Annotated in this window: 15 protein-coding genes and 2 tRNA genes; 11 read left to right on the top strand and 6 right to left on the bottom strand. The window is 63.3% G+C overall.

Annotated features, from left to right (window positions below):
- The first annotated feature begins 49 nt into the window (after nt 1-49).
- The gene (mfd, locus tag PQ467_RS05980) at nt 50-3,544 is read left to right on the top strand and encodes a transcription-repair coupling factor (RefSeq protein ID WP_274175622.1); all 3,495 of its coding nucleotides are present in this window, start codon (nt 50-52) and stop codon (nt 3,542-3,544) included.
- 215 nt (nt 3,545-3,759) lie between these two features.
- Here mfd and PQ467_RS05975 read toward each other — a convergent pair whose 3' ends face one another.
- Both PQ467_RS05975 and PQ467_RS05970 read right to left on the bottom strand, forming a co-directional pair.
- On the bottom strand, nt 3,760-4,221 hold the full coding sequence (locus PQ467_RS05975) for a cache domain-containing protein (RefSeq protein WP_274175621.1): 462 nt from the start codon (nt 4,219-4,221) through the stop codon (nt 3,760-3,762).
- A gap of 215 nt (nt 4,222-4,436) precedes the next feature.
- Nucleotides 4,437-5,756 carry a GGDEF domain-containing phosphodiesterase gene (locus tag PQ467_RS05970; RefSeq protein WP_274176100.1) on the bottom strand — a complete coding sequence of 440 codons (1,320 nt, stop codon included), beginning with the start codon at nt 5,754-5,756 and terminating at the stop codon, nt 4,437-4,439.
- A 241-nt stretch (nt 5,757-5,997) separates the two neighbouring features.
- Here PQ467_RS05970 and PQ467_RS05965 point away from each other — a divergent pair, with 241 nt between their 5' ends.
- The 5 genes from PQ467_RS05965 to PQ467_RS05945 all read left to right on the top strand — a co-directional run bounded on the left by PQ467_RS05965 (nt 5,998) and on the right by PQ467_RS05945 (nt 8,444).
- Complete coding sequence (locus tag PQ467_RS05965) at nt 5,998-6,777, top strand: NAD kinase (RefSeq protein WP_274175620.1); 780 nt, start codon at nt 5,998-6,000, stop codon at nt 6,775-6,777.
- A 285-nt stretch (nt 6,778-7,062) separates the two neighbouring features.
- Nucleotides 7,063-7,137: transfer RNA gene (locus PQ467_RS05960), tRNA-Asn, on the top strand.
- A 66-nt stretch (nt 7,138-7,203) separates the two neighbouring features.
- Nucleotides 7,204-7,278, top strand: a tRNA-Asn gene (locus PQ467_RS05955).
- A gap of 147 nt (nt 7,279-7,425) precedes the next feature.
- Nucleotides 7,426-7,926 (top strand): hypothetical protein, encoded by a 501-nt coding sequence (locus PQ467_RS05950; protein ID WP_274175619.1) that lies wholly within the window; start codon nt 7,426-7,428, stop codon nt 7,924-7,926.
- A 113-nt stretch (nt 7,927-8,039) separates the two neighbouring features.
- Nucleotides 8,040-8,444: a hypothetical protein gene (locus PQ467_RS05945; RefSeq protein WP_274175618.1), complete on the top strand. Its 405-nt coding sequence runs from the start codon at nt 8,040-8,042 to the stop codon at nt 8,442-8,444.
- 11 nt (nt 8,445-8,455) lie between these two features.
- On the opposite strand, the gene PQ467_RS05940 is transcribed toward PQ467_RS05945, so the two are convergent.
- The 4 genes from PQ467_RS05940 to PQ467_RS05925 form a co-directional block, all read right to left on the bottom strand.
- Nucleotides 8,456-9,127, bottom strand: coding sequence for a PilZ domain-containing protein (locus tag PQ467_RS05940; RefSeq protein ID WP_274175617.1), 672 nt, complete (start codon nt 9,125-9,127; stop codon nt 8,456-8,458).
- A 256-nt stretch (nt 9,128-9,383) separates the two neighbouring features.
- The gene (gene secA, locus PQ467_RS05935) at nt 9,384-12,071 is read right to left on the bottom strand and encodes a preprotein translocase subunit SecA (protein WP_274175616.1); all 2,688 of its coding nucleotides are present in this window, start codon (nt 12,069-12,071) and stop codon (nt 9,384-9,386) included.
- 94 nt (nt 12,072-12,165) lie between these two features.
- Nucleotides 12,166-12,438 carry a hypothetical protein gene (locus PQ467_RS05930; protein ID WP_274175615.1) on the bottom strand — a complete coding sequence of 91 codons (273 nt, stop codon included), beginning with the start codon at nt 12,436-12,438 and terminating at the stop codon, nt 12,166-12,168.
- 47 nt (nt 12,439-12,485) lie between these two features.
- Nucleotides 12,486-13,121, bottom strand: a complete 636-nt coding sequence (locus PQ467_RS05925; protein WP_274175614.1) for an energy transducer TonB — start codon at nt 13,119-13,121, stop codon at nt 12,486-12,488.
- 96 nt (nt 13,122-13,217) lie between these two features.
- Between PQ467_RS05925 and PQ467_RS05920 the strand changes: the two genes are divergently transcribed.
- From PQ467_RS05920 to PQ467_RS05900, 5 genes are read left to right on the top strand one after another with little or no spacing between them, the layout of a single operon-like run.
- On the top strand, nt 13,218-14,264 hold the full coding sequence (locus PQ467_RS05920; protein WP_274175613.1) for an acyltransferase family protein: 1,047 nt from the start codon (nt 13,218-13,220) through the stop codon (nt 14,262-14,264).
- Between the two features lie 33 nt (nt 14,265-14,297).
- The gene (gene argJ / locus PQ467_RS05915; protein WP_274176099.1) at nt 14,298-15,524 is read left to right on the top strand and encodes a bifunctional glutamate N-acetyltransferase/amino-acid acetyltransferase ArgJ; all 1,227 of its coding nucleotides are present in this window, start codon (nt 14,298-14,300) and stop codon (nt 15,522-15,524) included.
- A gap of 5 nt (nt 15,525-15,529) precedes the next feature.
- Complete coding sequence (locus tag PQ467_RS05910) at nt 15,530-16,135, top strand: glutathione S-transferase family protein (RefSeq protein ID WP_274175612.1); 606 nt, start codon at nt 15,530-15,532, stop codon at nt 16,133-16,135.
- A gap of 12 nt (nt 16,136-16,147) precedes the next feature.
- Nucleotides 16,148-16,948, top strand: a complete 801-nt coding sequence (locus PQ467_RS05905; protein WP_274175611.1) for an inositol monophosphatase family protein — start codon at nt 16,148-16,150, stop codon at nt 16,946-16,948.
- On the top strand, nt 16,945-17,211 hold the full coding sequence (locus PQ467_RS05900) for a DUF1294 domain-containing protein (RefSeq protein WP_274175610.1): 267 nt from the start codon (nt 16,945-16,947) through the stop codon (nt 17,209-17,211). Before PQ467_RS05905 ends, PQ467_RS05900 begins: the two co-directional genes overlap by 4 nt.
- The last annotated feature ends 130 nt before the right edge of the window (nt 17,212-17,341 follow it).

The following is a 17,341-nucleotide window of genomic DNA, read 5'->3' as shown; positions in this document are numbered from 1 at the left end:
CGGCGGGCGATTGCTGTTGCCCATGGGGCTGTTTGGACACGGATTGAACATGGCTGATATCTCCCGCATTCTTGGCGCCAAATCGCCCCTGACGCTGGCGGGCCTCTCGCGCGGCAGCCAGCCGCTGGTGCTGGCCGATCTGGCGCGCAGCGCGGCGCATCGGGGGGGACGCGCGGTGTTTGTGGCGGCCGATGATGCAGCGATGCGCTCGATTGCCGACGTTGCCCCGGTGTTTGCGCCCGAGCTGGAGGTGATCGAATTTCCCGCGTGGGACTGCCTGCCCTATGACCGCTCCAGCCCGGCGCTGTCGGTCTCCTCGCGCCGTCTGGCCGCGCTGCACCGGTTGCAGCAGCCCGCCAAGACTCCGCAACTACTGGTCACGACGATTGCCGCCGTGCTGCAACGGGTGCTGACGCCCTTTCGCATCCGCGAATCGGTGCGCCTGCTTAAATCCGGGGCCGAGGTGGGGCGTGAAACGCTGACCTCGCTGCTGTCGCGCGCGGGCTATGCGCGGACCGACACGGTGGCGGATGCGGGCGAATATGCGGTGCGCGGTTCGATCTTCGACATTTTCCCCTCGGGGCTGGAACACGGGTTGCGCCTCGATTTCTTTGGCGATGAAATCGAAACGCTGCGCCTGTTCGATCCCAATACCCAGCGCACCGTGGGCACGATTGATCAACACCTGCTGCTGCCCGCCAGCGAGGCGATGCTGGAGGATGCCACCGTCAAACGCTTCCGCACTCGCTATCGCGAGATGTTCGGGGCGACGGCCACCTCCGATCCGATGTATCAGGCGATCACCGATGGGCGGCGTCTGGCAGGGATGGAGCATTGGCTGCCGTTGCTGGAGGACCGGCTGGTCACGATTTTCGACCATCTGGCGGGCGATGATCTGCTGGTGGTCGAAGCCTCGGCGGCCCATGCGGCCGAGGAGCGTCTGACCGACATTGCCGACTATTATGCGGCGCGCAAGGACACGTCCGGCAAGGCGCCGGGCGCCTATCGCCCGCTCGAACCGGCCTTGCTCTATCTGACGCAGGATGAACTGACACAGCATCTGGCGGCATGGCCCGCCCACCGGGCCGAGCCTTTCCCCCAGCCCGATGGCGCGGCCACGGTCGATTTCGCCTTTGGCAATGCCCGCGATTTTGCGCCCGAACGCGCGCGGGGAGACAATGCCTATGAGGCCGCCGCCAAGCACCTGCTGACCGCCGCCCGCTCCGGCCGCCGCGCGATCTTGGCCGCCTATTCCACCGGCAGCCGGGCGCGCATCACCAGCATCCTTGCCGAGGCGCAGTCCCCCGGCCCGACGATGGCCGACAATTGGCAGGAGGCGCTGGGCATTGCCGGAACCGGGCGCGTGGCGGCCATCGTGATGCCGCTCGACACCGGCTTTGCCAATGCCGACATCGAACTGGTTACCGAGCAGGATCTGCTGGGCGACCGTCTGGTGCGCCGCAAAAAGAAGAAGAAATCCGCCGACGCCTTCTTGGCCGAACTGGCTGCGCTGACGCCGGGCGATCTGGTCGTGCATATGGAGCATGGCATCGGGCGCTATGAGGGCCTCCAGTCGATCCCGGTCGGCGGGTCGGCGCATGATTGCGTGATGCTCACCTATGCCGGGGGCGACAAGCTCTATGTGCCGGTGGAAAATCTCGATGTCCTCTCGCGCTTTGGCTCCGAGTCCGAAGGCGTTGCGCTCGACAAGCTGGGCGGCGAAGGATGGCAGAAGCGGCGCGCGAAACTGCGCGAGCGCATCCGCGAAATCGCGCATGAACTGCTGAAAACTGCCGCCCTGCGTGCCCTGAGAACCGCCCCGGCGCTGCTGGTCGATCCGGCCAGCTATGATCCCTTCTGCGACCGCTTCCCTTGGGCCGAAACCGAGGATCAGGAAGCGGCGATCAGCGATGTCATCGAGGATCTGGCCTCCGGTCGCCCGATGGACCGCCTCGTCTGCGGCGATGTCGGCTTTGGCAAGACCGAGGTGGCGCTGCGGGCGGCTTTCGTTGCCGCCATGGCGGGGCAGCAGGTGGCCGTGGTCGCGCCCACCACGCTGCTCGCGCGCCAGCACCACAAGGGCTTTACCGAGCGTTTCGCCGGTTTCCCGCTCAATGTGGGCCGTCTCTCGCGCCTTGTGCCGGACAAGGAAGCGAGCCTGACGCGGGCCGGTCTTGAGGATGGCACGGTCGATATTGTCGTGGGCACCCATGCGCTCTTGGCTAAGAATGTGAAGTTCAAGAATCTGGGTCTGGTTATCGTTGATGAAGAGCAGCGCTTTGGCGTCAACCACAAGGAGCGGTTGAAGCAATTGCGCGCAGACGTGCATATGCTGACGCTGACCGCCACGCCCATCCCGCGCACGTTGCAGATGGCCATGTCGGGCCTGCGCGAGCTTTCGACCATCCAGACGCCCCCGGTCGATCGCCTTGCCGTGCGCACCTATGTGATGGAATGGGACGAGGTGGTGATGCGCGAGGCGCTGCTGCGCGAACATCATCGCGGCGGGCAGAGCTTTATCGTCGTGCCGCGCATTTCCGATATGGCCGAGATCGAGGATTGGCTTCACGCCGCCGTGCCCGAGGTCAAATATATCGCCGCCCATGGCCAGATGAGCGCCAGCGAGGTGGAGGAGCGGATGAGCGCCTTTTACGAGCGGCGCTATGACGTGCTGGTTTCGACCACGATTGTGGAAAGCGGGATCGACATCCCATCGGCCAACACGATCATTATCCACCGCGCCGACCGCTTTGGTCTGGCCCAGCTCTATCAGTTGCGCGGGCGCGTGGGGCGCTCCAAACTGCGGGCCTATGCTTATCTCACCACGCCTGCGGGCCGGGCGCTGAACGAAACGGCGGAGAAGCGGCTGAAGGTGCTGGGCGATCTCGATTCGCTGGGTGCGGGCTTCCAACTCGCCAGCCATGATCTGGATATTCGCGGCGCAGGCAACCTGCTGGGCGACGAACAATCGGGCCATATCCGCGAGGTCGGTTTCGAACTTTACCAATCGATGCTGGAGGACGCGATTCTGGCCGCCAAGGCGGGCGACTATGGGCTGGAGCGCGAGAGCACCAAGGGTCTCTCGCCCCAGATCACCGTGGACGCGCCGATCATGATCCCGGAGGATTACGTCCCCGATCTGGCGGTGCGCATGGCGCTCTATCGCCGCCTCAACGACGCCGAGGACACGCGCGAGGTCGAGGCGCTCTCGGCCGAAATGATCGACCGGTTTGGGCCGCTGCCCAGCGCCACCGAAAACCTCATCCAGCTTATCCAGATCAAGCGTCAGGCCATCGAGGCCCATATCGCCAAGATCGACGTGGGACCGCGCGGTACGCTTGTCGCGTTCCACAATGACAATTTCCCCGATCCGGCCGGGCTGTTCGCCTATGTCGAGCGTGTCGGCGGAGCGGTCAAATTGCGGCCCGATTCCAAGCTGGTGGTCCAGCGCGCGTGGGGCGATCCCAAGGCGCGGTTGAACGGGCTGTTCCAGTTGACCAAGGGATTGAGCGCGGTGGCGCGCAAGGGGAAGAAGAAGGCTTAAGGAGGGCCTCCGGCGGGTTAAGGGCCTCGGGCCCTTAACAATCCCATTACTGTCCATGTTGGACCAAGGGTTCGGCGTCATGCAAGGGCGCTGCGCCGCAGGCTGTTAAACCGCTTCGCGGACGGGCGCTTCTTGGCCAACGGAGCGCCACCCAAAAAAGGGATTGTTAAGGGCCCCGCCCTTAACCCGCCGGAGGCACGAAACCCCTTCGAACCTCACCCCTTATAATACCCCACCCCCACGATGTGATCCCCCACGCGGCGCACCAGCGAGACCTTGTGCTCGACGCGATTGTCGATGCGGTTGAGCCAGACGTAATCAACGCGGCCCTCGCTCTGATCCTTGACCGAGGCGATGATGGCCTGAACCAGCAGCTTGCCCTCGGCGTCGGTCAGGTTGATCGCGCTGGTGCCGACAAGCGACGGATTGGCGCCGGTGGCTTCATAGACGCCCTTGGTGTCGAAAACGAAGACGTAGAGGTCTTTTTGGGCAAAGCCCGCCTTGGGGTCGTTGAATTCGGCAAAGGCCTTGGCGGGGCCTTCCTTGGTCAATTCCACCACGGCGCGGTCGAGCAGGCCCTGCGCTTCGGTCGAACTGGCATGGGGCGCGGCGATGGCGGCGGGAATGGCCAACGCGAACAGCGCGGGGGCGAGCAGCACACGAGAGAACACGGTCATCACTTCTGATCTCCATCCAGGGCGGGCCCGGCCTGCGTTCTGACCGCAGGTCGCTCGCTCGCCACTTGGCAGCTATTCAGCGCCAGCCTCCATGCGGCGTTGATGACAGCCTATGTGGCACGCCCCCGCATGGCAGTCGTGGAGCCAGATCAAACCGGTGGGGCAATTTGTCTTTGGCCGAAGGGATAAGGCCGCGCGAGCTCAGGGGATGAGGATCAGCCGCGCACCAGCGCGAGAAAGGCCGCCTCGGGCATCGGCTGGGCGCGGACAAAGCCCTGATAACAGGCGCAACCCTCGCGCGCCACGGTCAGGCGCTGGGCCTCGGTCTCGATGCCCTCGGCCACCACATCAAGGTCGAGCGCCTTGGCCATGGCGACAATTGCGCGCAGCACGGCCAGATCGCGCGGATCATCGGTGATGCCATCCACCATCGAGCGGTCGAGCTTGAGATAATGCAGCGGCAGGGTTTTGAGATAATGGAAGTTGCAGAAGCCCGCCCCGAAATCATCCAGCGCGATCCTGATCCCCAGCCGCGCCAGATCCGAGAGCGACCTTTCGGCCAGTGTCATATCCGCCACCAGCACCTGCTCCGTCACCTCCAGCGTCAGTCGGTCGGTGGGAAAGCCGCTTTTGCCCAGCGCTTTGCCAAGGTCGAAGGTGAAGCTGACCGCGGCCAGATCGGCCGCCGTGACATTGAGCGAGAGCCGCAGATGCGTGGGCCAGGCCGAGGCGGCCTTGAGCGCGGTTTCGGCAATATGGCGCGAGAGAGGCGCCAGATGATCGGCCCGGTCAGCAATCGCAAACAACGCCGCCGCCCCGATCCGGCCCAGCTTCGGGTGGTTCCACCGCGCCAGCGCCTCGGCGCCCGAGAGGTGCTCGTTGCCCTCCTCGTCCAGCGCGAATTGCGGCTGGTAGTGGACCTCGATCTCGCCCTTGTCGATGGCGTGCAGGAGGTCGGCCTCCAATTGCGCCGCCGTGCGCCCCGCCCGGTTCGTCTCGCCATCGACCCAGACCACGCGCCGCGCCACATCGCGCTGCGCCACGGCCAGCGTCTGCGCCAGCCGGTCCATCGCGCTCTCCGCGCTTTCGCCCACCAGCACGCGCAACAGGGCGATGCGCGGCGAGAGGCGCAGCGTGCCCACCCGGCGCTGGATCGGCTGGGCGATGCGGTCGGCCAGTTGGTCGGCAAAGGCGTGCCAGCGTTCGCGGCTGCACGCCTCGTCCACGATCAGCAGGAAGGTGCCGCCCGGCCCGCGCGCGGCAAACCACGGCCCGTTCAGGCTTTCCGTCGCCAGCCGGGCAATGCGCGTGGCCACCTCGATCAGCGCGGCATCCCCGGTCGCCTCGCCATAGGCCAGGTTGATCGTTTCGAACCGGCGGATGCCCATCAGCATCGCATGGACGCGCGGAATGCCGCCGCCCGTTTCCGCGCCCGATTTGCCCTGCTCCACCCATTCGGCCAACCGGTCGCGCGCGGCATCCAGCGTCAAAAGTCCGGTCAGCGGATCACGGCCCGCATCGTCATGGTCCTGCATCACCGCAGGTATAATCCCGGCGGGCAAATTTTGACGAAAGGGCATCGGTGCTTTCACGCTGGTTGTTCGAACAGGACTTTAACATAGACGCAAAGCTCTTGCCAAAACCTTCACTTGATTGGCCCTTGTTCCAAAGGCCGCGCTGGCAATTGGGCAAAACCGCGCCTATGAGGCCGACATGGGCCAGCCATCAGCCCGGCAATCCTATTTACAGCCATTTTGCAAAGCGGAAATTTCGGCAATGACAGAAGAATTGCGTCTGGCGCTGGTGGTATCGGACACGCCCAAGGCGATGGCGGCGGCCGAAGTGATGGCGGACGAACACCCGTGGGTGCCGCTCCAAGAAGCCGATGTGGTGGTGGTGCTGGGCGGCGACGGGTTCATGCTGACAGTGCTGCACCGGATGCTGGATGCGGGGCGCGTGATCCCGGCCTATGGGCTCAATCACGGCACCGTGGGCTTTATGATGAACAAGCCCAAATCGACCAAGCCCATCGCCACGCGCGTGGCCAAGGCGAGCAAGCTGGCGGTGGCGCCGCTGGAGATGACCTGCACCACATGGGCGGGCGAGACACAGCATTTCTATGCGATCAACGAGGTCTCGCTGCTGCGCGAAACGCGCCAGACGGCCAAGATCGAGATTTCGGTCAACGGCAAGGTGCGTTTGGCCGAACTGGCCTGCGACGGCATTCTGGTGGCCACGCCCGCCGGATCGACCGCCTATAACCTGTCGGCCAATGGCCCGATCCTGCCGATGGGCAGCGGCATTCTGGCACTGACCCCGATCAGCCCGTTCCGCCCGCGCCGGTGGAAAGGCGCGATCATCAAGGACAATGCCACAGTCGAATTCCGCGTGCTGGAGCCCGACAAGCGCCCCGTGGCGGCGGTGGCCGACCAGAAGGAAGTGCGCGATATTGCCCATGTTCGCGTGGCCGCGCATCGCGATCACATGCTTACACTGCTGTTCGACCGCCATTCGAGTCTGGACGAACGAATCTTTGCCGAGCAGTTTCAGGTGTAAGAGTTTTGCTTGGAAATTCACCGAAATAGACGAATTTCCAGCGGCACCGGCCCTCTCCCCCTGCCCTGCCACCCTACAGGGTACCATATATGGGTGGCAGGGCAGGGGGAGAGGGCCGGTGCCGCCAAGCTTCAGGCGGATGCCTGAAGCGCACTCACTTGGAACAGATTAAATCCACCGACTTTTCCACATGATAGGCAAAAAAATTCGGTTCCGCGCCAATGCGGGCTTGTCAAAGTCGGACAAGATGGTATTGGCGCGCACCTGCCCGGTTCGCCGGACTGTTCCCTGATAGCTCAGCGGTAGAGCTCTCGACTGTTAATCGAGCGGCCGTAGGTTCGAATCCTACTCAGGGAGCCATTTCATCACCTTGGGCCAAGCGGCCTCTGGCGATAGATACATCACCGCCCGGCATCGCCGGCCTGTTCCCTGATAGCTCAGCGGTAGAGCTCTCGACTGTTAATCGAGCGGCCGTAGGTTCGAATCCTACTCAGGGAGCCACCCTTTCCAAAGCTCATCGCCAGCCGCCAGGCGGACCTTTGCGCCCCTAGGGCCAAACACGCTTAATTTGCATTCACCCCATCTTGCAGCACCTGTTTAACAGGGCGTGAAGCATAGGATGCCTCCAGACCCCTGTCAGGAAGCGCCATGCCGACCCAATCCCTCCCCTCGCGCGATACACGCCATCTGCTGCAATGGCGGCCGGTTCATCTGCTGCTGGTGCTGTTGCTGCTGGCGGGCGGCGGCGAGGCATGGCGCATGAAGGAGGCGGCGCGCCATTTCGTCGACGGCGGCGTAAAGGTGGAAACCGAGGGGACCAAGGGCACGATCACAGGGGGCGAACTGGTGCTGGATCTGCCGCTGACGGTCTATAACGGCACCGATTCGGCCATCGTCACGGTGAACATGTGGACCGAAGCGTTTGGATGTCCGCAGGAGGATGCACCGCAGGCACAATGCACCCGGCTGCATTCAAGCGAGCAGTTGATCGACATGAATGTCCAGAGCGGCTCTTCGGGCAGCGCAGACCGGCAGATCCGCACAGGATTGCCCCCGAGCATGGCGGGCGACTATGTGCGCGTTAGACGCCGCCTGATGGGCGTCACCAGCGACGTCGAAAGGGCCGAGCAGCGCCAGGAAGGCCCGTAATCGTCAATGAAGCAGGGGTTTGCCCTGTGCAGACTGCTTAATCCCAAATAACCACAATATCAGCCATTGGGCATAGAATGACGATCCCGTCCCTCTTTGCCCAGGGCCTCGTCATGTCCACACTCGCGCTTACCCAATGCTGGTTTACCCGCCGACATTCGCCCGATCACAAGGCAAAGGACCGCATTGACGGGGCATTCTATGCCCAATGCACCCATTGCCACCGCCCGATCTTCAGCGTCGATGGCGCAACATGGCATATCAACGGCGGGTTCAATGTCGATGCGCTGGGCGATGCGGCCAGTTTCTTTCTCTCGATCGATGATCCGGCCGAGGGCATGACCATCGCGCGCATTCCCATCAGCCCGGAGGCGAGCGAAGAGGAAGTGGATGCCTTGATCGAGCAGACCTGCAAGGATTATGCGATAGGCGAGGAAGGGACGATGCTGATCCTGCGCGACCATCGCCATCACAAGGGCGGCAAGCGACCGAAACGGGCGCTGCGCGGGATGGCCTGAGCAAGGCGCCTTCAGTAGGCGGCGCGGTATCGGCCCGGCGGCACAGCGCCGCCCATATCATGCATCTTGGCCATATTCTGCGCCAGTTCCTCCATCAGGAAGCCCCGGTCAAACACCAGCCCATGGCGCGGCTGCTGACGCCAGACCACCTTGGCGTAAATCGGCGGAAAACCGAGCGTTTCGATCCGAACCGGCTGGCGCAGCATCAAACGCTCGGGGCATTCGATGCAGGCGCCCTGCTGGGAAATATCGCGCAGCATCGCGCGGATCTGCTGGCCATTGGCAAAGACGGTGGCTTCGGCATCGGTCTTGAGCCGGATCTGCCGCTTGGCATAAAGGCCGCATTTGTCATCCAGCAGGCGCTGGACATTGATCATGTCGAAAAAGCGGAAACCGGCATGGTCATCGCGGTTCCACATCAATTCCATGGCAAAACGCTCGCCGCTCGATGTTTCGAGCGCCAGCGTACTGAAAGAGGGCAGCGGGTGAAACAGGCGGACCTTGCACCCCGTGGCCGAAGCATCGCGCAGCACGCAAAGATATTCGCGCCCATCGATAATCAGCTTGGCCGAGCGCACCAGCAGCGTGAAACGCGGCGCGCCGCGCAGTTCCGCACCCGACGCCTGCCCGACCTCAGGCGCGGTGCGCGCGGTCATTTCGGGACGGAAGGCGTCATGATTCACGGATTGATCCACCTGCAATAGTTATGAGCGAGAGGAAAGAACACCCCCTCTGCCCTCTGGCTGCATTCCATACATTGCAGGAATTGGTAAAGCGGTTATGAACAGGCCGTCAGTAATCGCCAATAAGTACGAAAAATCGCGATTTACCTGACTTTAAATCCTGCAAATTGGTTAATTGCAAAGCATGCAGTCCTTTGCATATCGATGCTCATTCACGGCCGAAACCGGGCGGACGCATCGCGCCCGCCCTGCTGTTTCAGACCACAGCCCCATGACAATGCTTGTATTTCTGGCCAGACCCGCAGGGGCAAGGCGCATTGCGCGAATAGGCCGGATCGATCTGTGACGGATCAAAGGCGGGCAGCGCCGCGGGAACCGCATCATTCTGCCCGGTGAAGGGATCAATATGCGTGGTCAGGAAATCGGGCAGTTCGGGCAGAGCCGCCGGTTCGGGCTGCGAGAATTGCAGTTCGGCGGTCGAGAGGATGCGGGTGACGTCCTCGCGGATCTGCTCGATCATCCGTTCGAACAGGCCGAAAGCCTCCTGCTTATATTCATTGATCGGCGTCTTTTGCGCATAGGCGCGCAGGAACACCACCTGGCGCAGGGCGTCCAGCGTGGCCAGATGCTCCTTCCAGTGGTGGTCGAGTCGCTCGAGCAGCACGCTCTTTTCCACCTGACGCCAGATTTCGGGATCGTTGCGGCTGATCTTGTCGGCCATATGCGCGTCGGCCATTTCGGCCAGACGCTCCTCGATCACCTCCGGCTCGATCCCGTCCTGCGTCGCCACCCAATCGGCAATCGGCGCCTCAATGCCCAGCGTAAAGCGCGCGGCATTGGTCAGGCCCTCAATATCCCACACTTCGGGATAGGACCCCGGAGGGCAGGCCGTGCCGACCAGTGCGTTGACCGTGTCATGGCGCATGTCATGGACGACCTCATCCATGGCATCGGCATCCATGATGTCGGCGCGCTGCTCATAGATGACCTTGCGCTGGTCGTTCATCACGTCATCATATTCGACGACCTGCTTGCGCACGTCATAATTGCGCGCCTCCACCTTCTTCTGCGCCGTCTCAATGGCCTTGGACAGCCAGCGCGAGCCGATCGCCTCGCCATCGGCCAGATTGCTGTTCATCAGCTTGGAGAACATCGTATCCGGGCCAAAGATGCGCAGCAGATCGTCCTCAAGGCAGAGGTAGAACTTGGACAGGCCGGGGTCGCCCTGACGGCCCGAACGGCCGCGTAGCTGGTTGTCGATGCGGCGGCTTTCGTGGCGCTCGGTGCCGATCACGCACAGGCCACCCGCAGCCAGCACCTTTTCCTTCTCGGCGTCGATCTCGGCCTTGAAACCGGCGATGATGGCGTCGCGCTCCGGCCCCTCGGGCATGTCGCGCAATTCATCCTCGATGCGGAATTCCAGATTGCCGCCCAGCTTGATGTCCGTCCCGCGCCCGGCCATGTTGGTGGCGATGGTGACCGCGCCAAGGCGCCCCGCCTGCGCGACGATATGGGCTTCCATCTCGTGGAAACGGGCGTTGAGCACATTGTGCTTCACCCCTTCCTTGGTCAGGAATTCGCTGAGCAATTCGGACTTTTCAATCGAAACCGTACCCACCAGCACCGGCTGCCCGATCTCGTTCTTTTCGCGGATCAGCTTGGCAATCGCGGCGAATTTATCGAGCGTGTTCTTGTAGAACTCGTCTTCCTCGTCGATGCGCTGCACCGGAACGTTGGTGGGAATGGTCACCACGTTCATCTTGTAGATGTCGAAGAATTCGGCCGCTTCGGTCGCCGCCGTGCCGGTCATGCCGCAAAGCTTGGGATACATGCGGAAATAGTTCTGGAAGGTGATCGAGGCCATCGTCTGGTTTTCCGGCTCGATCTTGACGCCTTCCTTGGCCTCGACCGCCTGATGCAGACCGTTGGACCAGCGGCGGCCATCCATCATGCGCCCGGTAAATTCGTCGATGATGACGACCTTGCCGTCCTTGACGATGTAATCAATGTCGCGCTTGAACATGACATTGGCCTTCATCGCCTGATCGAGGTGATGGACGACCTGCGTGTTTTCAATGGCGTAAAGGTTGCTGCCTTCGAGCAGACCCGCGCCTTCAAGCAGACGCTCGGCCTTTTCCACGCCATCCTCGGTCAGCGTGACATTCTTGGACTTTTCATCGGCCTCAAACGTGCTGTCATCGGTAATCAACTGACGCACCACCGCATCCACCGAGACGTAAAGGTCGCTCTTGTCGTCGGTAGGCCCGGAAATGATGAGAGGCGTGCGCGCCTCGTCGATCAGGATCGAGTCGACTTCGTCCACGATCGCGTAATTGAACGGACGGTGGACCATCTGATCGCGGTCATGTTTCATATTGTCGCGCAGATAGTCAAAACCCAGCTCATTGTTGGTGGCATAGGTGATGTCGCAATTATAGGCCTCGCGCCGCTCATATTCATTGAGGTTGGGCACGATCACGCCCACGCTCAGGCCGAGGAAGTTATACAGCACGCCCATCGTTTCGGCATCGCGCCGGGCCAGATAGTCATTGACCGTGACGACATGGACGCCCTTGCCTTCCAGCGCGTTGAGATAAACCGCCAGCGTGGCCACCAGCGTCTTGCCCTCGCCGGTGCGCATTTCGGCAATTTCGCCCCGGTGCAGCACGATGCCGCCGATCATCTGCACATCGAAATGGCGCATCCCCATGCAGCGCTTGGATGCTTCGCGCACCACGGCAAAGGCTTCGGGCAGGATGTCGTCAAGGCTGCGCCCGCCCGCGATTTCCTCGCGAAACTTGGCGGTCATGCCGCGCAATTCCTCATCGCTCATTTCGGCCAATTGCGTTTCATAGGCGCCGATCTGGCGCACAATCTTGTCGAGCGATTTCACATAACGATCATTCGACGAGCCGAAGATCGACTTGGCAAGCTTGGCAAACATGGGGAAATTCCTGAAGACAGATAGGGGCACGGGGGCGCCGTCACATGCGGCGCGCGCCCATGGAAAAGGATTTGATTACAGCGGAAAAAGCGCCTTATTCGCGGGCGCGATCCACGCGCAGCCGAACCGAAGGCGCGGCATAAGCCACCGCCAATGGCGCGCGCGCCGCCTCGATCAGCCGGGGCTGCGCAGGCCGCGTAACCTCGCGCGCATGGGCCACGACATGGGCCGAAACCCGCGCCGCGCCTGCGCCCTGCATCGTGGCCGCAATGGCCGGGCGCGCGGCAAACGCGCGCGCATCCGTTTCCGGGGCCATTGCGGCAAGACCGGAAACCAAAGCCAGAAAAGAGAGCAGCAGCCGAAGCATGGCGCAGGATATAGGCACGACTATCGCTGGCGTCTAGGGCGTATGCTTTACGGTTCAACCACCAAGGATTGCCGCAAAGTCACACGGCGGCGCACCGGATTGCCCTGCGCGTCCTTGAACGGCTCGCGAAAACGCACCGCCGGACATCCCGAGCCCAACTGTTTGAAGCGTTCCTCCATCGCGCCTGTGGCCTTTTCCAGCCGGCATTCGGTCTGGCGCCCGTCGGTTTCGACCACATAGTGGAAGATCACCTCTCCGGGCTGGGGCAGCGCCGCAGGCGGAGGCAGTATCCAGCGCGTGCGGTTGGTGTAGCTGCCCGCCACGGGCTTTCCCGCGCCGTCCAGCGCCGGTTGAAACTGGGCGCGCACGCGCAGCAGATCGCAGGTCGTACGATCGAGCGCCGCCGACCCGCTGCTGGCCACCACCACGCAATTGGTGACGCCCCCCTTGGCATCCACGGTCAAGGTGAAACCGACCACGCCCGATTCGCCGTTCCGCAAGGCCAGCGGCGGATAATCGCCGGCGTGGATCCAGCCCACCGGCCCTTCCTTGGGCCGAGGCCCGCGCGGCAGGGTTTCCACCGCGTTTTGCACTGGCGGCATCAGCGGTGCGGGCGGCACGGTCATCACCGGCGACGCCGCCGCGGCTTGTTGCAAAAGAATCAGTCCCAAAGCCAGCATCATCCGGTCTCCCTAAGCCGGAGGGAAACTAGATCCCGCGCCCCTCGCGGACAAGGCTAAGCTTGTCTGCGCGCCCATTCTGGGCCAAGCCCGCGCGCCATGTCCCAAACCACCCGCCCTGCCGCCCCTGTCGGCCGCCTGCCCATGCTCGACGCCCTGCGCGGGGTGGCGGCGCTGGGGGTGGTGCTGCATCATGAAGCCCCGCTCTATGGCGCGCCGGGTCTGTTTCCCCGCGCCTATCTGGCGGTGGATTTCTTTTTCATGCTCTCGGGCTTTGTGCTGACATTGGCGTTTGAACCGAAAATGCGCGGCGGCATGGCCACCGGCGATTTTCTGGTCCGGCGCGTGGCGAGGCTGTGGCCCGTGCTGGCGGTGGGCGTGTTGATCGGGGCAGGATGGCGGCTCTGGATCGGAGCCACGGGGCAATTGTGGCTGCTGACGCTGTGCGGCCTGCTGCTGGTGCCGCTGCGGCGGGGGCCCGGCGGCCTATATCCGATCAATGGCCCGCAATGGTCGCTGGCCTATGAATTGCTGGCCAATGCGGCCCATGCGCTGGTGCTGGCGCGGCTGGGCAATCGGGCGCTGCTGGTGTTCGTGCTGGCCGGCGCGGGGATGCTGGCGTGGTGCGCCTATGTCTGGGGCTCGGTGGGGCTGGGCGATACGGGGCGCAATTGGTGGGGCGGCTTTGCGCGGGTCGGCTTTGGCTATGGCATGGGCGTATGGCTGGGGCGGAAATTTGCGGCGGGCCGCGCGCCGGTCGGGGCCGGGTTGGCCTGGGCGGGCGGACTGGCGCTGCCGCTGGCCTTGTTCAGCCTGCCCTGGTGGCCGCTGGGCGTGGTTGCGGGCGATCTGTTGGCGGTGTTTGTGATCTTTCCTCCGGCGCTGTGGTGCGCGGCGCATGTGGTGCTGGGCGGCGGCGCGCTGAAAATCGCCGACGGGCTGGGGCGATTGTCTTATCCGGCCTATGCGATCCATGGGCCGGTGCTGATCTGGGGCGCATGGCTGGCGCATCGCCATGGGGCACAGGCCGCGATGATCCGCCCGCTGACGCTGGTCGCGGTGCTGGCGCTGGCCGCGCTGCTGGCGATCAGCCCGCTGGCGCATGGGATTCCCGCCAATTGGATTACGGGGCGCCGGAAAGGTTGAAGTACCGCCCATCAGGCGCTAACCCGCGTGGCCATGTCACACGCCATCTCTCCGCTCGCCATTCCCTTCCCCGCCCTGCCCGCGATTGCGGGCGCCACGCCGCGCGTGGCCCGCGCGCGATACAAGGAATGGGACCGCTGCGACCTGACCTATGTCGAGCTGGACGAGAACACTGCAATTGCGGGCGTCTTCACCCGCAACATATGCTGCTCGTCCGAGGTTGAACTGGGCCGCGCCAATGTGAAGCAGGGCCGCGCGCGGGCGTTGATCGTGAACGCGGGCAATTCCAATGCCTTCACCGGCTATCGCGGGCGTGAGGCGGTCGAACAGATCATGGATCAGGTTGCCGCCCATCTGGGCTGCGCGCGTGAGCAGGTATTCGTCTCCTCGACCGGCGTGATCGGCGTGCCCCTGCCCAAGGACAAGGCGAAGGAGGGCGTCAACAATGCCCTGACCGCCGCGCCCTGTTCGTGGGAGGATGCGGCCAACACCATCGGCACCACCGACACCTTTGCCAAGGGCGCGACCGCCACGGCGATCATCGGCGGCAAGACGGTGACATTCAGCGCGATCATCAAGGGGTCCGGCATGATTGCGCCCGATATGGCCACGATGCTGGGCTATATTTTCACCGATGCGGCGATCAACCCGGCCTATTTGCAGGAACTGCTGACCAAAGCGGCCAACGAAACCTTCAACTGCATCACGGTGGACAGTGACACCTCGACCAGCGACACGGTGCTGGCCTTTGCCACGGGCCGCGCGGGCAACACGATCATCAATTGCGAAGGCTGCGAGGGCGCCGATGCCTTTGCCGCCGCACTGACGGATGTGTGCCGCCAATTGGCGCATCTGGTGGTGAAAGATGGCGAGGGCGCGCAGAAATTCATCGCCGTTTCCGTCACCGGCGCGGTGTCGGACGAATCGGCGCGGCGGATCGGCATGGCCATCGCCAATTCGCCCTTGGTCAAAACCGCCATTGCGGGCGAGGACGCCAATTGGGGCCGCATCGTCATGGCCGTGGGCAAGGCGGGCGAACCGGCCGACCGCGACCAGCTCTCCATCGGCTTTGGCGGCGTGTGGCAGGCCAAGGACGGCCAGCCCCTGCCCGATTATGATGAGGCCCCGGTGGCCGCCCATCTGAAAGGTCAGGAGATCAGCATCGAGGTCGATATCGGCCTTGGCGAAGGGCGCGCCACCGTTTGGACCTGCGACCTGACACATGGCTATATCAGCATCAACGCCGATTACCGGAGCTGACGCCCATGCTCACCATCTGGGGTCGATTGAACTCGCATAATGTCAAAAAGGTCGTCTGGGCGGCGGTGGAAACGGGCCAGGAATGGGTGCGCCATGATATCGGCGGCTCGTTCGGTTATAGCCCTGAATATCTGGCCATGAACCCAAACCGGCTGGTGCCCACGTTGGTCGAGGATGATTTCTCGTTGTGGGAATCGAACGCCATCCTGCGCTATCTGGCCGATGCCTATGCGCCGCATCTGTGGCCAGAGGGCCTGCGCGCGCGGGCTTTGGCGGACAAGTGGATGGACTGGCAATTCACCTTTGCCGATGCCCAGCGCGACGGTTTCCTGCAAATGGTGCGCGTGGCCGAGGCGGACCGAGATGCGGCCAAGATCGAGCGCACCATTGCCGAAACCAACAAGCTGATGCGGATTATGGACGATGCGCTGGCCAAGCAGCCCTTCCTCACCGGCGAGGCTTTCGGCATCGCCGATATTCCGATGGGCGCCTATACTTACACCTGGTTCAAGCTGGGCTTTGCGCGCGAAGATGTGCCCCATATCCGCCGCTGGTTTGACGCGGTCAGCGCCCGCCCCGGCTTCCAATATGTCGCCATCCCCCTCACCTGAAAGGCGCGATCCATGACCGATACTTTGAGCGAAGCCGTCCATGATGTGATGGCGGACGCCGCCGCGCGCGCCATCCGTCCGCGTTATCAGCATCTGGCCGCCGCCGACATCATCGAGAAAGCCGCCGACGATCTGGTGACGATTGCCGACAAGGAGAGCGAGGCGATTCTGGCCGAGGGTCTGGCGCGCATCCTGCCCGAGGCGGCGATTGTGGGCGAGGAGGCGGCCTTTGCCGATCCCTCGATCATGGCGCGTCTAGGCTCGGACCTGTGCTGGATCATCGACCCGCTGGACGGCACCAACAATTTCGCCCATGGCCGCGCGCCTTTCGGCATCCTTGTCGCGCTGGCGCAGGGGGGCGAGACGATCGGCGGCTGGATCTATGACGTGCTTTCGGGCCGGTTTTGTCATGCGCGGATCGGCGAAGGGGCCTATCTCAACGGTGAGCTCCTGACCGCGCGGCCCACCGGACAGAACCCGGCGATTGCGGCGATCTCGGTGGTCTTTGCCGACCCTGCGCGCCGCGCCGCGCTGATGGATCACATCGCCCCGCATTACCAGTTGGTCGACATCCCCCGCTGCGCCGCCGAGCAATATCCGCGTCTGGCAACGGGGGTGAACGATGTCTCGCTGTTTGAACGCACGCTGGCGTGGGATCATGCGGCGGGCGTGCTGTTCCTGAACGAGGCGGGCGGCAAGGCGGCGCGGTTTGACGGCACGCCCTATCGCGTGGACGAAGACCGGCGCGGCCTGATCGGCGCATCCAGCCCCGCCCTGTGGGACGAACTGGCCGCGCGGATGGCGGCGATTTGATCTCCGGCTACGTCCCCCTCGCCCTGCTGCTGGTCAATGCCCGCACCGCCCATCTGTTCTGGCAGGACAAGCGCTATGCCCGCGAAGGGCATCGCCGCGTCCCGGAATCCAGCCTGTTGATGATGGCCGCCATCGGCGGTACGCCCGGCGCGCTGGTCGCCCGGCAGATGTTTCGCCACAAAACGCGCAAGCAGCCGTTTTCGGCCTATCTGTGGCTGATCGCGCTGGTTCAGATGGCGCTGATCGTATGGTTCGCGCGATAATGGGAACAGGATCTGTATTTACCCAGGGGCCGCCTACATGCGAAAATTCATTTAAAATAGAATAACAACCACTTATTTAATTTGCTTTTCCGAAAAAATATTGAAATATCTCCGTAAGAAACCTCATTTT

Origin of the sequence: Novosphingobium sp. KACC 22771, from assembly GCF_028736195.1 — a bacterium.
Classification (GTDB): domain Bacteria; phylum Pseudomonadota; class Alphaproteobacteria; order Sphingomonadales; family Sphingomonadaceae; genus Novosphingobium.
The sequence above is the reverse complement of the archived record's forward strand: the minus strand, read 5'-3'. Positions and strand labels throughout refer to the sequence as shown.